Raw genomic sequence first — 14,542 nt, forward strand, 5'->3', positions numbered from 1 at the left:
ATCATCCATTAGCCCTTGGTGACGATAGGCGTTGCAACCGGCGGGGGCGCCTTGCCCTTGCCCTTGCCAACACCAACGCAGCCGCCGGCTGAAAGCAAAGCGATCGAGACAATAACAATAGCTGATTTGGTCATCGAAGTTCCTCGAATATCGTTGCTACACTTTCAACATGAATTGTTCTGTAGCAACGCGTTGTTAGCACGATGCGCAAATTCTCTATGCAACATCGCTGGATCGACGTGCGGGCAGCCTATGTCCAACAAGGCCACAGGAGTTCCACCCGACGCGTTTCAGAACTTGTAGTTCACGCCGGCGCGAACAATCCCGCCGCCGCCGCCGCCGCTGGTGGTTGCGGTATAAATTCCKGCCGGCAGCACGCCGCCCGCGGGGTTGTTGAAGGCCCTGGTCTGTCGGCCCTCGCCCGTATCGACGTAGAGACCTTCGAGCTTGACCGTCCAGTTATTGGTGAAGGCGTATTCGACGCCGCCGCCGATGGTCCAGCCGGCGTTGCTTGTCGTGTTGCCGGTCAACGGGTTGCTGTTCAGGCCGCCATAGGCCAGACCACCCGTGATGTAGACTAGGGTCCGATCGAAGGCGTAACCGACGCGGGCGCGCACGGTGCCGAAATAGCCGCCGTCACCACCGCCTCTGTTTGCCCACCAGGTGTACTGCCCCCAGGAGACATTGCCGCTCGAACCGACATACTGGATATCGGTCTCGAGACCGTAGACCCATGCGCCGGACTGCCAGTTATAGCCGATCTGGCCGCCGCCGACGAACGCGCCGTCGCCGCCGTTGCCGCCCAGAATTCCGGAAGAACCAGCCGTCGGCCCGGTGACGGTGATGTTACCCGAGTTAGCCCAGCCCATGCCGGCGTTGAGGCCGACGTAAAGTCCGGTCCAGGTGAAGACAGGAGCGTAGACCATCGGGACCGGCGGCGGTGCCTGGCGGCTGGGAAGGTCGGCTGAGAAGGCAGACGTCGCCAGGCAGGTCGCAAGAACGGCCGTGGATACAAGTCCTAATCGCATGATGCTCTCCGAGTTTAGGGGGTAGGCCAGCTTACCTGTCACACACCAAGCAACAGCAGTGAACCCGAATAGTCAGCGCCATCCCCCGTGGAAGTTCCGAATATTCCGGAATGCGGCATTTTGATTACTTGGCTCTATGTGAATGCGAAAATTGGACTGTCCGGAGCTTGCCGATTTCCAACGGGGCGCTCGCATGTCGCAAAAACGATACGTTCCGGAGTTAACGTGATTTCGCCAGCTATGTCGCGCGTATTCGGGGCCATAAGCGGCCGGCCACGAATAGCTCAGTCGGAGGCAGGCAGCCTCGTTTCAAACATGGTGATCTGGGCGACAGGGGGCGGCAAGCGGTTCACTGATCCCAAGGAGTTAGCGTTGATGCCGGTTTTTGTCGTGACGAGCGCTCGTGGTTCGCCAAGCGTGTGGCGATCGGTCGGGCACGAATATTGCTCGATGCAGGATGAATGGCGGCGAGCCCTGGACGAATAAACCTAACCGGGGTCACTGCGGTCGCCCCATCTGATCATCATGCGCATGGCGGGTTTGACGTGCGGGAGAAATACTCCATGGAACGGCAAACGACATCGAGTTGTGTTTCTGATGCCTCGGGCTCCCAACCGGTGCCCGCGCCATGCGAAGCCGATATCCGCGCGCAACTGCATTGCATTTTGGCCAGTCGCGATTTCAACGCTCCCGATCGGGTGCGGCGGTTTCTGTCCTATGTGATTGAGCAGACGCTCGCTGGCCGGGCAGGCCGCATCAAAGCCTATTCGATCGCGGTCGAAGTCTTTGGCCGAGATACGAATATCGACATTCTGAACGATCCGGTCGTGCGCATCGAGGCCGGCCGGCTCAGGCGCGCCTTGGAGCGATACTATTTTCTCGAAGGCAAGACAGACCGGGTGCTGATCGAAATTCCCAAGGGAAGCTACGTGCCGAGCTTCTCATGGCGACCGGACGATCAGTTGCTTGCCCAACCGCTCTCATTGCCCCAACCGCAGCCGATAGCCCAACCCCGTCCAGGCTACGTCGACTGGCTCAGGCGCCCCTGGCTCGTCGGCTCGGCCATTGCACTGGCAATCGGTACCTTTGTGGCGGTCATGGTGATGGCGGACCAATCACGACCGGCCGCGTCATTGACTACTCCCTCGGGTCCTTCCCTTCTCGTAAAGCCCTTCGTCAACCTGTCCCCGACGCCAGAGACCGGCGTCTTCGCAGCCGGTCTTTCCGAAGAAATGCTCTCGCAGCTCGCTACGTTTCGGGAGCTGACCATCGTTCGAAGCGAGGCTTTCGATGCTCTGGCGCTGCAACCATCCGCTGTCCGGCGTCAGCTCGGCGCCCCGCACATCCTTGAAGGGATGATCCGGTCTGCCGATGGCAAGCTCAGAATTACAAGCCGCCTCATGGAGGGAAAGACGGCCGCCATTATCTGGTCCGCCATTTACGAGGCTGACTTGCATTCCGGTAACGCCATCGATCTCGAAAGTGGCGTGGCGCAGAAGATCGCCACCGCAGTCGCTCAGGCCGTCAAGCGCCCATTACATGCATCGTCGAAGGGCTTCTAACGATGGTTCGGGAGCGGAAGATACCGCCGCCGACCGGCAACGATAATCGCCCTTTAGATGTCCCGCCCATCGGTCTGCGCCCCTTCAGCAAAGGTCTCCAGAACGCTCACAGCTTTACAGGCAGGATGCGCTACCAACTCACTTTGAACCCTAGCCTGACGTCATAGGCGTGCGAGCGGCCATTGAGCCCGATCTGATATCCGGCCGTAGCATGGAGCGCTGTGTTCCTGGTGATCTGGGCGTCGATCCCGGTCCTGAGTTCGGCCCAGGAGCGCCAAGATCGGCGCGGAAGGGGATCAGTTCGATGGCCGAGGAGAACTCCTTCTTCGGCTCCATCGGAGTTCGGCTATCTGTAACGCCGGGTTTCATTGCCACGCGCGGATGACGGTCAACGCAGATCCGCGATCGCTTGAGGGTGCGCGTGGCCGTCAGTCACTCCGCCAGGCTAGCTCGAGTTCGGCAATCCGGGCTGGAGGGGTGAACTCCTTCGACCAACCATAGTAACTTGACGAGGCGATCCCCTCGCGCAGGCAGAACTCGGCGATGCCACTCGTGGTGAACGCACTCCCGTCCCATTCGGATCTCGAGCGGCAGCAATATTTGGAAACGAACGTCCGGCCTGGCGAAACGACATCAATCAGCTCTGAACGCCCGCCAACCGCACCTGGCTCGGTGCCAGCCCGGTCCATTGCTTGAAGGCGTGCGAGAACGCGCTGACCTCGTGAAACCCCAGTAGCCAGGCAATCTTCGAGACATGGAGGTCGCGGTCGCTGAGATAGCGCACAGCCAGGTCGCGCCGCATCTGCTGGAGGATTTCCGAGAAGCTCAAGCCGTCCTCGGCGAGCCTTCGCGCAAACGTCCGTTCGCTCATGCCCAGGTGACGGGCTATGAATTCCGCGCGAACTTTTCCATGAGGCAGCAGCGGAGCGATCGCATTCTCGACACTGACCCGAAGCGGGCTCGCATTGCTTGTGCGGGACGACAATGCCGCCTCGCAATCTGTCAGCATGAGCTCATTGAGGTAAGGGTCGGCGTTCACGAGCGGGCGTTCGCGCGTGTCAGCGTGCAGAACGAAGGCATCGACACCTGCGCCAAACTCCACTTTCGTTCCGGCAAACCGTGACATCGCAGTCGTATCTCCCGATCGGTGGTGAGCGATCGAGACGCGTTGCGGGACGAGGTTTGATCCCGTCAGGATGCGGCAAATCCGGATTGCTCCAAAAATGCAGAACTCGGCCTGATGCCTGTCGAAATGGCGGGGAAGGCCGGCGTAGGTCAGAGTGATGGTGAGCTCGCTTCCCTCTGCAATGCTGAAGATCAGCGCTTCATTGGTGATCGAACTGTACCGGGCAATTCGTTGCAGTGCCTCGCCGAGCGTTTGCGACGACGCCATCACGTAGTACAGCAGCCCGAGAGCACGGGGGTCGAATTCCTCCGCCAGGGTGAAGCCAAGGCAGTCATCCTCAAGCGCGGTCGCGGCCCGGTCCAAAAATGCGACCTGACGCCGGGCAGGCACTCGTTGCTCGTGATCGGCGAGCATCTCCTCGGACAGGCCGACCTCGCTCAGGAGAGGCGCAACCGGTATCCCGGCGCTGGCCACGCGACTGATGACTAATCGCGAGATACCCGCTCGGGTCGTCGGCAGGGAGACCAGGTCACGTCGCAAAGCCGTCGAACTCCCCGCTCATGTCTGGGCCGAGTACAACACCCTAGGCTGGGGCGAGCAGATTTTGGCCGATAATAACAAGCGGCCGACGTAGCGACAACGTAAATCGGGGAGGTCCGATCCGAGCCGTATAGGTCGACCATAACGGATGCTGCGAAGGCCCTTGGGGAACCTTCCCCGTTATTCCTAGACATCATTCAACGGGGCCCATCGCACCGTGAGCGTCAAGACCGCCATCATCGTCGCCGCCGCTGCTAGTGCTCTCACGACCGCCGCGCATGGCCAGATTGCAGCGCCGCCGGCCCAGACTGTCACACCGCCTGCCAAGGCTGTCTCCCTGTGTCCCATGGGCGATGAGTAGCGTGGGCATCACGCATTACCCAGGTAAGCCCGTTACGCTTGGGGTGTTCTGCATTTTGCACGTCGACCCCAGTGTTCTGGCTATTCTGGCATACGCCGAACCCAAATGGATTGCCGGTTGCGTGGAGGGCACCAGCGACGCACTTCGCATCCGGCGGGACGATAACGACGCCGAAACCCGACAGAGGTGGAACCGCTTCACCGGCAACTGCGCCTCCCCCCTCGACCGCATCACGTCTAGCACGACGTCTATCGTCACATCCGCAGTAATGACGAGACTTGGGCCGATATCTCAGTCTGACTGTGGAGCTACCGTGGTCAATGAGCAAATGCAATTAATTGCAGATCAGCATCGCTTGTCTTCATCGCCTGGAAAATGGAACATCCTGTCCACGAGTCCGGATGTAGCGAGGGATGCAATGCACCTGCCCCGAAGGACGGCTCTCATCCTGATCCTGGCGTCTGTCTTCGCAGGACACGCGGCGAGCGCGCAAACTGTTATTACGACCTGCAAAAACATCGTCGGCAAATCGCTCACCCCTCCAGCCGACTGGGAGGAGGACGGCATAACAGATGGTTTTGTGACCGTCAGCCGCACCGGCAAACGATACGATTTGATCATCAAGGGCTCCGTCGGGCTCCCATTTTCAGCCTTGGGTGACGGCGCGGAGATCACGAAAATCGAAGGCGACAACGACAAGGATTTTACACTGGCGTTGACGTATCCGCTCGGTCAGGTCGACGTGTACCGCTTTCATCTCGATGCGACTGGGCGGGGAGTGATGCTCTGGGCGATGTTGAAGAACCGGGCAGATCGGGGCGCTATTTTCTCCGCACAGTGCGGGCCAAAATAGCCATCGTCGCAATCGTCACGGCACTCAGCGCTTGTAGGAAGTGATCGTGCGAAGGCTTCGCACTGGATGACGAGCTGTTCGAGCGTTCCGTCATTGGTGAGCCGGACATCGTAGGGCATGGTCTCCACGCCCGCGTCCGCGTCATTGCTGGTGATCCGTTCTGCATCGGGGCGCTCGACGAACAGGGTCGTGATCGCAGCCTCGGGCAGCAGGTCGCGCAGGATCGCACTGGTCCTGGCGATGTTGGCGGGGCTCGCGCATATGGACGAAGAAGCAGCCTTCCTCCTCCTTCAGCGCGGCATAGACCTTCCCCGCCGTGGCGGTGGTCCGGTAGCCGTTGTACTTCTCCAGCGCGGAGCCGACCTCGGCCATCAGGTCACGTTCGGCCGGGGTCTTGCGGTCGACCGGAAGTCCGGCATTGCGCAGCATGCCCCTGATCGGGTCGCGATGCCCTCGGACAGCATGTAGACGGGAGCGCCTTCAGCCGGGCCGACGAGCCCGCACTTCAGGGCGTCGAAATAGGCGGGATCCTGCGACGCTCGTTCGGGTCGAGATCGCACAGGCGGACATAGCGAGCCACGAGCGGCAGGGCCTCGTCATAGGAGACGATCTGCTGGCCGACGAAGCTGCTGGTTACTGGGATGCTGACCACCGTGCCCTCCTTGGCTTGTGCTGTGGTTCGGTTCCTCCTTCGTGACTTGGATGCGAGCGGGGTCAATTGGGAATGCGAAGAGCAGATGCTGATTGTCAGACGGCGACGCGCATAAGCTCGAACGGGACCGAAGGCCCTGAAAATATTGGCGTTCTCAGCATGGTTCTCATTTTGTACTTCGAGTGTGTGTAGCGGCCAAGTCGGTCTCCCGCTACCAAACTTTCAATCATCTATGTTCACAGACGATCGCTACCGGCCCTAAAAGGCCGGTTTTGCTGTCTTTAGGCGTCAGTGGTGTTCGCTGGCGTTCATTGACAGTCGGCCGATTTGTTGGCCTTCCTGTTGTCCTCAGCCCGAGGCCATCAATTGCGAGGCCAACATGCCGTTGACAGATACGGCCATCAGGAACGCGAAGGCGCAGACGAAAGTGACCAAGCTTTCGGACGGCGGCGGCCTGCAACTCTGGATCATGCCGAACGGCGCGAAGCTCTGGCGCATGGCCTACCGCTTCGACGGCAAGCAAAAGAAGCTCGCCATCGGCCCGTATCCTGGCATCGACCTGAAAGCGGCACGAGCCGCGCGAGAGGTCGCCAAGGACCATTTGCGAGGCGGACGCGATCCATCCGCACAGAAGCGCCTCGATCGCATCACGAAGCAGGAAAACCGGGCCGCCACCTTCGCCACGTTCGCCGCCGAACTCCGGGGGAAGAAAGAGCGCGAGGGCAAGGCTGCGGGCACGCTGGAGAAATTTGACTGGCTGCTGGCCTTCGCGACCGATGACCTGGGCAAGCGCGCTATCTCTGAAATCAGTGCGGCCGAAATCCTTGCGACGCTTCGGAAGGTGGAGAAGCGGGGGCGCCTCGAAACCGCGAAGCGGTTGCGCTCAGTGATTGGCCAGGTGTATCGCTACGCCATCGCCGCCGGCAAGGTCGCGGACGATCCGACGCTGGCCTTGCGGGGCGCGCTCGCGGCCCCGAAGCCAACGAGCAGGGCTGCAATTACTGATGCCAAGGGCTTCGCCGGGTTGCTCCGCGCCATTGACGCCTATGAAGGCCAGCCCGGCACCCGCGCCGCGCTCCAGCTCATGGCTCTTCTATTCCAGCGGCCGGGGGAGCTTCGCTTTGCCGAATGGACGGAGTTCGATCTAGAGGAAGCTATCTGGATCATCCCCGCCAAGCGCATGAAGATGCGCCGCGAGCACCATGTGCCGCTGCCCCGGCAAGCCRTGGCCATCATTAAGGAACTGCGTGAGGTTCAGGACCGGAGCCCGTTGCTGTTCCCGTCGCTGCGCTCAGCCTCGCGCCCGATGTCCGATGTCACCATGAATGCCGCCCTCCGCCGCATTGGGTACGCCAAGGACGAGATGACGCCCCATGGCTTTCGAGCGACCGCGAGCACGCTCTTGAATGAGTCCGGCCTGTGGTCGCCTGATGCGATCGAGCGGGCACTGGCCCATCAGGACCAAGATGCGGTGCGACGCGCCTACGCCAGGGGCCGCCATTGGGACGAGCGCACCCGCATGAGCCAATGGTGGGCGGACCACCTCGACCTCCTGCGCACTGGCGCCAAGGTAATTCCGATGAAGCCAGCGAGCGCCGGCTAATCGACCGAGACGGATGGGACTATCCCGGCCAGGGGAAAAGCGCGCCCCACCGCGCGCCTGCCCCATCTACCACAACTCGGTGCTGAGTGGTGAAAGAATGCCGGTTCACACGCTCGAGGCAAGCATTGGAACGAGCGGTCCGAATGGCACCGTGGTGGGTTGACCAAATCGATGCGAGCGGCCCCAGGCCGTTCTTTCTTTCATGGAGGTTGACGTTGGCCGCTGCTCACACCCTTCCCGATAAACACGTTTGGCTGGCTGACGCGTTTGAGCGGGCCTGGATCACGCTCGAAGATAGTGAAAAATATCAGCGCGCATTGAGGGATGACATCGTTCGCGACGAAAACGGCTGGGTTTCGTCATCTGACGACGCGAACTTGGCTTACAACGCCTCTCGACGCCGGGTTGAGAAACTTCTGCGCTCTGCGTTGGAATCGGGTTTGGTGCGCGCTCTGATCCGAGATGTCGCGACTGGAGAGACCGCCGAGCTAGCTGGGCGATCAAAGTGGGCCCAAGAGTCGTTTGGGTCACCTGGCCTTCGGACGGATGTGCATTACCTCGTTTGTCCTGGTCCCGAAACCAACGGGGCGCCTGTTTTTGTTCGCAGAGATGAACTGGAACGATTTATCCGTGGCCAATTGCCGGAAAAGGCGGCTGCGCCGAAATCACGAGCCGCAACGATTTCAGACATTGAAGCGTTGAAGCATGCGCACAATGGCGTTTGTCCCCCCATTCGGGAAAGCCAGACGTGGCGGAAGAAACACAGGCCCGACGTCTCACATGATTCGTTCTACGCACTCTGGCAATCGCACACGATGAGTTTAAAGCGCGGCCGAAACAATCGGGCCTGAATTGTTTGGCGAATTGTTCGGGCCATTTCGACGCGAACAATTGAACAAATCGCAGTGTAGCCGAATCGCCGCCAATTTCGTCCTCACCCGCCAGTTGCGTTCCGATAAACGCGGGTGATTGAGGACGAACGATGGACACTGCATTCATCCCACCCGTCGATCCGCTGATCCCCTTTCTCAAGGGCATCGCGCTGGCGGGGCTCAAGCCGACCAAGGGCTACGCCGAACTCGCCGCCGGCCGTCTCAAGGCGGTTCGCAACGGCCGCCGGACCTTCATCCGGGCATCCGAGATCGAGCGCTATATCCGCTCGCTCGAAGCTGTCTCCGAGAAGGAGGCCGCGTAATCATGAACCTTATAAATGCGAAACCCATCAGGTTGGATTATCGGGTCTTCCAGGCCGACAAAAGCAATCGCCAGCACGCAGATTCGGAAAGCTATCTCGGCAAGGCTTTCGAGATGATCGAGAGACACCGGACCGGCAGATCAACGCCGCGCGCGCCAGCCGCCTTCAACTGAAACCGCCGCCAACTGGCGCTAACCAGCGGCGGCGGCCCGCAAACTTGCACGTCCACACAGCGTGTAATTTAGGCGACCAGGCCCTGCTCGTCCCGTTCGCGGCCCCCTCGACCAGGGGAGGCCATCGCATGCCCATCACCGGCTTACACCATCCCGACTTCCTGCTCGCGCAGCGACTGGCGGAAGGGAACGTCGCCACGATCGAAGGTGACGCAAAATTCTTCCGCCGCCAGCAGCACCGCTCCCATCGCCTGCGGGTGGCGTCGCCGGCGGAGATCGAGACGGCGCTCCTGGTGGAGCGGCGTCCGCCCGCGCCGCTCGGATGCGCCTGGTACACCACCGTGAAACAGGTATCGCCGGGTTTCCGCCTTCGCGGGATCATCCTCCGCGCCGAGGGACTCGACTGCGACGTTCCGGAAGATCTGGCGCGCGAGATATTCGAGCGCGCCGTTGGGTCTAAGAGGGCAGGCAATTGAACGCCGCCCCGCTTTTCCCACCTGCCAACGGCGCTGTCGCGAAAGCGAAGCAGATCGCAGCGGACGATGGTCTCGCATTCAGATCACCCTATTCGTCGGAGGTGTCATGCTGACACTCCCCCACCTTCAGCGCGCCCTCGGCGGCGAGATAACCGGCGGCCAGCTTGTCGCGCCGGGGCCGGGCCATAGTCCTGCCGACAGGTCGATGGCGGTCAAGATCGCGCCGGACCATCCTGGCGGCTTCGTGGTGCACAGCCACGCCGGCGACGATCCGATGGCCTGCCGGGACTATGTGAAGACTCGCGCTGGCATCGACGACAGGTCGATGCCTCGCATCATGAGCAACCCGCGCGTACGCCAGGCTGCCCCCGTTCGGGATGACGCCGAGCAGAACAAGCAGCGCGCCATCGCGATCTGGAATGAATCGGTCGATCCGCGCGGCACGCTCGCCGAGGTCTACCTCCGGTCGCGCGGCCTCGAACTGGCTGACGAGATGGCGATGGCCGTGATCCGGTTTCATCCGTCATGCCCGTTCGGCAAGAACACCCGTCACCCCTGCATGGTCGCGGCATTCCATAGCATCGACACCGGCGAGCTCGTTGCCATCCACCGCACCGCGYTGACCGCTGACGGCTCCAAGGTCGATCGGAAGATGATGGGTCCGGTCGGCGGCGCTGCGATCAAGCTTGAAAGCATCGAAGGCTCCAGCAGGACAATCGTGATCGGGGAAGGCATCGAGACGTGCCTGTCAGCGCGCGCGGCCGGGATCTCGCCGGTCTGGGCGACGGGCTCGGCCGACGCGATCAAGGACTTTCCCGTCATGCCGGACATCGATGCCATTGGGGTTCTGGGAGAGATGGTTAAAAGCGGTGCCAGTCAAAGGGCGACGCAGGCCGTCGGCGACCGGTGGCATGCGGCTGGCCGCGAAGTTCATGTGTTCCTGCCCACGGCCGGTAAGGATATCAACGACGCGCTGCGGGCCAATGGCAGCGATGAGGCGGTTAGGCTTGGAGAATTCCATCCGACACCGGAGCCGGCCGACCCCGACGCAGAGCCGGCAGCCGACGGCCCGATTCCGCTCTTCCCGCCCATGCCCGAAGCCGAGCGCTTTCCGATTGAGTCGCTGGGACCGGTCCTGTCTAGCGCTGCCGCAGCCATAGCGCGCAAGGTCCAGGTGCCGGAGGCCATCGCGGCGCAATCTGTGCTCGCCGTCGCCGCGCTCGCATGCCAGGCGCATGCCGATGTGATGTTGCCCTATGGCCAGAAACGGCCCTTGTCGCTCGACTTCGTGACGATAGCGGCATCAGGAGCCAGAAAGACTCAGCCGATAGCGAAGCCCTCTGGCCAGTCCGCAAGCGTGAAAAGGCGCTGAAGGAAGAGTACGAGAACGAGCATCGCGTGTGGTCGATCACCTTTGCCGCCTGGAGCGGGGAGAAGAAGAAGATCGAGGGCGACCGCAAGACGGACTTCGACGCCCGGCGGAAGGCGTTGGTCGAACTCGGTCCCGAACCAGAGCGCCCGCTTTACCCGTTCCTTACGGCACCCGAACCGACGATCGAGGGGCTGGTGAAGGCATGGGTCAATGCACCGGCGGCGCTCGGCATCTTCACCGCCGAGGGTGGCATGTTCATCGGCGGGCACGGCATGTCGCCGGACAACCGGCTTCGCACCGCTGCCGGCTATTCGGAAATGTGGGACGGGCAGCCAATCAAGCGCATTCGCGCGCTCGACGGCGTAACGATCCTCCACGGCCGCCGGCTTTCCATGCACCTAATGGTGCAGCCCGACGCAGCGGCGCAGTTCCTCGCCGATCCGCTCTTGCGCGACCAGGGCCTCTTGTCGCGCGTGCTGGTGGCCGCGCCCGATAGCATCGCCGGCACTCGTTTCTATCGCGATGTTGAGGCCGAGGATAACGACGCGATCCGCTCCTACGGCGCGCGCATCCTCTCGATCCTCGAAGCGCCATGGCCGCTGGCCGAGGACCGCAGAAACGAGCTCGAGCCGCGTGTGCTCACCATCACCGAGGCCTCCACCATCGCGTGGCGCGCCTTCTATGATCACATCGAAKGGCAGTGCGGGGCTGGCGGCGAGCTTCATCCGGTGGAGGACTTCGCGGCCAAGATCGCCGAGCACGCGGCGCGCATCGCAGGCGTGCTCACGATTGTTGACCACGTCCGGGCGACCGAGATTGGCTCCGACGCCATGCGCGCAGCCCTGACGCTGGCCGACTGGTATGTGTACGAAGCCCTCCGCCTTCAGCGGGCTGCTCGCACCGATCCGCGCCTTGTCCGCGCCCAGCAGCTTCTGGACTGGATGCGCAAGCGCGGCGAGGACGTCTTCAGCGTCCGCGACATTGGCAAGCTCGCCCCGCCAGCCTTCCGCATCAAGGCCACGGCAGACGAAGCCCTCGCCATCCTCGCCTCGCATGGCTGGATCGAGGACGAGCCAGGCCGTCCTCGCCGCGTGCGGCTGGTCCAGGAGGCCAGCGCGTGAGCTACAGGCGGTTTCAGCTTCCAGGCACAAACGCCGCAACTGCCGCAGCGGTGGAACCGGAAACACGCGCCTCGCCACCCGGGCGAAGTGCCGCAAACGCCGCAACTGCCGCAGCACCTAAACCCAAATCCTACCTTGTACCGGTCAGCGATGTGGTCCTGACGTTTGAGCGCGATGTGGCTCGGCTGATCGAGTTGGGGAAGTCGAGGGCCGAGGCCGAAGACGTCGCCTACCAGGCCTGTCTCGCGCAGTGGCAATACCGCAATCCAGTCAGTTCCCCGCCCACAGCCTGCGGCAGTTGCGGCAGTCCGGATCCGGTGGGTGGCGTGCTGCTCGCCATTGGCATCCCGCCCGATCATGTCTGGCTGCACGACGACTGCTGGTCCGCCTGGCGCACTGACCGTGTCGCGCAGGCCAAGGCCTTCCTCGCAACCATCGGGATCCACAGGAGGACGCAGTCATGAACCGCGCTATGGCTAGCCCGACAAGCGGGTTCGGGCGACCAGGGCTGAAATGGTCGAGCGTCGCGAGGCGCTCTACACCATCGTCGCCGAGCAATATCCGATGACCGTGCGCCAGGTGTTCTATCAGGCCACCGTGCGCGGCATCATCGAGAAGACCGAGAACGGCTACAGCAAGGTCCAGAGCCTGCTCGCCGACATGCGCCGCGACGGCCTGCTCCCCTATGAATGGCTCGCCGACAATACGCGCTGGATGCGCAAGCCGACGACCTTCCAAGGCATTGAGCACGCGTTTTCATGGGCCGCCCGAGGCTACCGCAAGTCGCTCTGGACCGATGCCGACGCCTATGTCGAGATCTGGCTGGAGAAGGACGCGCTCGCCGGCGTCGTGGTCGATGTCACCGACGAGTTCGACGTGCCGCTGATGGTGTCGCGGGGCTACGCCTCGCTGTCGTTCCTGCACTCGGCAGCCGGGTCGATGGAGCAGCAGGACAGGGACTGCTTCATCTACCACTTCGGCGACTTCGATCCGTCCGGCGTCAATGCGGCCGAGAAGATCGAGGAGACGCTCAACGATCTGGCACCGACCGCCAACATCATCTTCGAGCGCGTCGCCGTCACGCCGAGGCAGATCGCGCGCTGGGGCTTGCCGACGCGCCCGACCAAGAGCACCGATTCGCGTGCGAAATCATGGGGCGGCGGTGATGAGAGCGTCGAGCTTGACGCGATCGAGCCTGGACGGTTGCGCGGCCTCGTTCGCGACTGCATCGAGAAGCATCTGCCGCCCGAGGAGTTTGCGCGGTTGCGTGACATCGAGGCGGCCGAGCGCGAGTCGATGCGGCATTATCTCGAAGGCTGGAAGGCCGCCGAGTGACAGATCCGCAGTACCCTGGCTTCGGCGCTCCCTGCAACGGCTGCGGCCAATGCTGCATCATCAAGCCCTGCCGGCTGGCGAGGGACTATGCGGGCGTGCGGGAAGGACCGTGCCCCGTCCTGGTGCACCAGGATGGCCGATGGAGCTGCGGTCTGACGATCGAGCCTCACCGGCATATCGCTGGGCTTTAGGACAAGCCGTTCGCTGACGCGGCCCTGGCGCCCATCTTCTCCGAAATGCTCGGCATCGGTCGAGGCTGTGACGCGGACATTCTGTGAGCGCGTGCCTTGAGGTTCCCGTCTGGAACCTCGACCTTCTTCTGCCCTGGAAGAAGGTTTTGGTCTGGAAGAGTTTTTGGCCTGAGGGATATTCTGCGAAGAAATATCCCTTTTCCCTTGCCCACCGCGTCTGTCCTGGAAGCGGTGCGCTCGTTTGCGCCCCTAGCGCAGCGGCGTGGATGCGGTGGCCTTATTGTTCCCGGACAGAACATTTACGGGATCACCTGGCGCAGGCAGATGCTCTGGAGATCGAGGCGAGGGCGAAGCGCCGTCTTGCTGACGAATACGACGCCGCGCAGGAGCGGGGCGAAGTAGCCACTGGACGAGATGGTCGTGGCGCTGGCGTTCTCGATGGGAACGCCAAGGCGACTGCTGCCGATATAGGCATCACCCGCAAGGACATCCATGAGGCTCGTCTCATCCGCGACGCCGAGGAGAACGATCCGGGCATCACTTCTTCTTGCGGAGCAGCCATCGGGCCGCCTAGGCTGGGGGAGTGAGAGGGGAAGCTCTATCTGACGCGGGTCACGATCAATCTCAGCCGTGGCAGCTGAGTTCCGATAGCCTTTGATGTCGCAGAGCTCCACCTCTCCGTTTTGGTTCTGGGATTACCGTGGCTATGCTCGGTCTTGTTAATCTCGCGCTCGCCATTGCCCTGTTCGCGCTCCTGGTCTTCCCCTCCTGGGAGGGAAGCTAGTCGCGTTGTTTGTGGCCTACCTAACCCGTCGTATTCATGAAGGCTTGGCTGAATGAGCATCTGGGGCGACGGCGCGGCGAGCCGTGGCGTGTTTTTCACCGCATCGGCGGAGTGAACTTGAAGAACGCGTTGGAGGCTTGGGCTTCAGTTCGTCGGGGCGTCCTCGGCCC

Annotated in this window: 15 protein-coding genes and 2 pseudogenes; 9 read left to right on the top strand and 8 right to left on the bottom strand. The window is 62.2% G+C overall.

Features of this window, described 5'->3' with window-relative positions; all coding sequences use genetic code 11:
- Nucleotides 1-8 precede the first annotated feature (8 nt).
- Nucleotides 9-134, bottom strand: coding sequence for an ABC transporter (locus AC1D34_RS22005; RefSeq protein ID WP_476825316.1), 126 nt, complete (start codon nt 132-134; stop codon nt 9-11).
- Between the two features lie 156 nt (nt 135-290).
- A complete protein-coding gene (locus AC1D34_RS22010) occupies nt 291-1,028 on the bottom strand; it encodes an outer membrane protein (protein WP_476825317.1) in 738 nt (245 codons plus the stop codon).
- Between the two features lie 563 nt (nt 1,029-1,591).
- Here AC1D34_RS22010 and AC1D34_RS22015 point away from each other — a divergent pair.
- Complete coding sequence (locus tag AC1D34_RS22015; RefSeq protein WP_476825318.1) at nt 1,592-2,590, top strand: hypothetical protein; 999 nt, start codon at nt 1,592-1,594, stop codon at nt 2,588-2,590.
- Nucleotides 2,591-2,720: 130 nt separating this feature from the next.
- On the opposite strand, the pseudogene AC1D34_RS22020 reads toward AC1D34_RS22015, so the two are convergent.
- Together AC1D34_RS22020 and AC1D34_RS22025 are read right to left on the bottom strand one after the other, a co-directional pair.
- A pseudogene (locus tag AC1D34_RS22020) lies at nt 2,721-2,852 on the bottom strand (autotransporter outer membrane beta-barrel domain-containing protein); the annotation flags it as partial.
- Between the two features lie 375 nt (nt 2,853-3,227).
- Entirely contained in the window at nt 3,228-4,256 is a 1,029-nt protein-coding gene (locus AC1D34_RS22025) for an AraC family transcriptional regulator (RefSeq protein WP_476825319.1), read from the bottom strand.
- Nucleotides 4,257-4,618: 362 nt separating this feature from the next.
- On the opposite strand from AC1D34_RS22025, the gene AC1D34_RS22030 reads away from it, so the two are divergent.
- Complete coding sequence (locus AC1D34_RS22030; protein WP_476825320.1) at nt 4,619-5,470, top strand: hypothetical protein; 852 nt, start codon at nt 4,619-4,621, stop codon at nt 5,468-5,470.
- Between the two features lie 141 nt (nt 5,471-5,611).
- Here AC1D34_RS22030 and AC1D34_RS22035 read toward each other — a convergent pair whose 3' ends face one another.
- A complete protein-coding gene (locus AC1D34_RS22035; protein ID WP_476825321.1) occupies nt 5,612-5,899 on the bottom strand; it encodes a hypothetical protein in 288 nt (95 codons plus the stop codon).
- A gap of 76 nt (nt 5,900-5,975) precedes the next feature.
- The gene (locus tag AC1D34_RS22040) at nt 5,976-6,122 is read right to left on the bottom strand and encodes a hypothetical protein (RefSeq protein ID WP_476825322.1); all 147 of its coding nucleotides are present in this window, start codon (nt 6,120-6,122) and stop codon (nt 5,976-5,978) included.
- Nucleotides 6,123-6,501: 379 nt separating this feature from the next.
- On the opposite strand from AC1D34_RS22040, the gene AC1D34_RS22045 reads away from it, so the two are divergent.
- From AC1D34_RS22045 to AC1D34_RS22060, 4 genes are all read left to right on the top strand, one after another.
- Nucleotides 6,502-7,725, top strand: a complete 1,224-nt coding sequence (locus AC1D34_RS22045) for a tyrosine-type recombinase/integrase (protein WP_476825323.1) — start codon at nt 6,502-6,504, stop codon at nt 7,723-7,725.
- A 215-nt stretch (nt 7,726-7,940) separates the two neighbouring features.
- On the top strand, nt 7,941-8,576 hold the full coding sequence (locus tag AC1D34_RS22050) for a hypothetical protein (RefSeq protein ID WP_476825324.1): 636 nt from the start codon (nt 7,941-7,943) through the stop codon (nt 8,574-8,576).
- 131 nt (nt 8,577-8,707) lie between these two features.
- Nucleotides 8,708-8,920: a hypothetical protein gene (locus tag AC1D34_RS22055; RefSeq protein ID WP_476825325.1), complete on the top strand. Its 213-nt coding sequence runs from the start codon at nt 8,708-8,710 to the stop codon at nt 8,918-8,920.
- A 301-nt stretch (nt 8,921-9,221) separates the two neighbouring features.
- A complete protein-coding gene (locus AC1D34_RS22060; protein WP_476825326.1) occupies nt 9,222-9,569 on the top strand; it encodes a hypothetical protein in 348 nt (115 codons plus the stop codon).
- Nucleotides 9,570-9,657: 88 nt separating this feature from the next.
- On the opposite strand, the gene AC1D34_RS22065 is transcribed toward AC1D34_RS22060, so the two are convergent.
- The gene (locus AC1D34_RS22065; protein WP_476825330.1) at nt 9,658-10,089 is read right to left on the bottom strand and encodes a hypothetical protein; all 432 of its coding nucleotides are present in this window, start codon (nt 10,087-10,089) and stop codon (nt 9,658-9,660) included.
- On the opposite strand from AC1D34_RS22065, the pseudogene AC1D34_RS22070 reads away from it, so the two are divergent.
- From AC1D34_RS22070 to AC1D34_RS22080, 3 genes and pseudogenes are all read left to right on the top strand, one after another.
- Nucleotides 9,982-12,062 (top strand): annotated as a pseudogene (locus tag AC1D34_RS22070) (DUF3987 domain-containing protein). The gene AC1D34_RS22065 and the pseudogene AC1D34_RS22070 overlap by 108 nt on opposite strands.
- Nucleotides 12,059-12,526 carry a hypothetical protein gene (locus AC1D34_RS22075; protein WP_476825327.1) on the top strand — a complete coding sequence of 156 codons (468 nt, stop codon included), beginning with the start codon at nt 12,059-12,061 and terminating at the stop codon, nt 12,524-12,526. Before AC1D34_RS22070 ends, AC1D34_RS22075 begins: the two are co-directional and overlap by 4 nt.
- Nucleotides 12,527-12,575: 49 nt before the next feature.
- A complete protein-coding gene (locus AC1D34_RS22080) occupies nt 12,576-13,397 on the top strand; it encodes a hypothetical protein (RefSeq protein WP_476825328.1) in 822 nt (273 codons plus the stop codon).
- Between the two features lie 490 nt (nt 13,398-13,887).
- On the opposite strand, the gene AC1D34_RS22085 is transcribed toward AC1D34_RS22080, so the two are convergent.
- Nucleotides 13,888-14,082: a hypothetical protein gene (locus AC1D34_RS22085; protein ID WP_476825329.1), complete on the bottom strand. Its 195-nt coding sequence runs from the start codon at nt 14,080-14,082 to the stop codon at nt 13,888-13,890.
- Between the last annotated feature and the right edge of the window lie 460 nt (nt 14,083-14,542).

The organism is Allobosea sp. P1_A7, assembly GCF_056406775.1.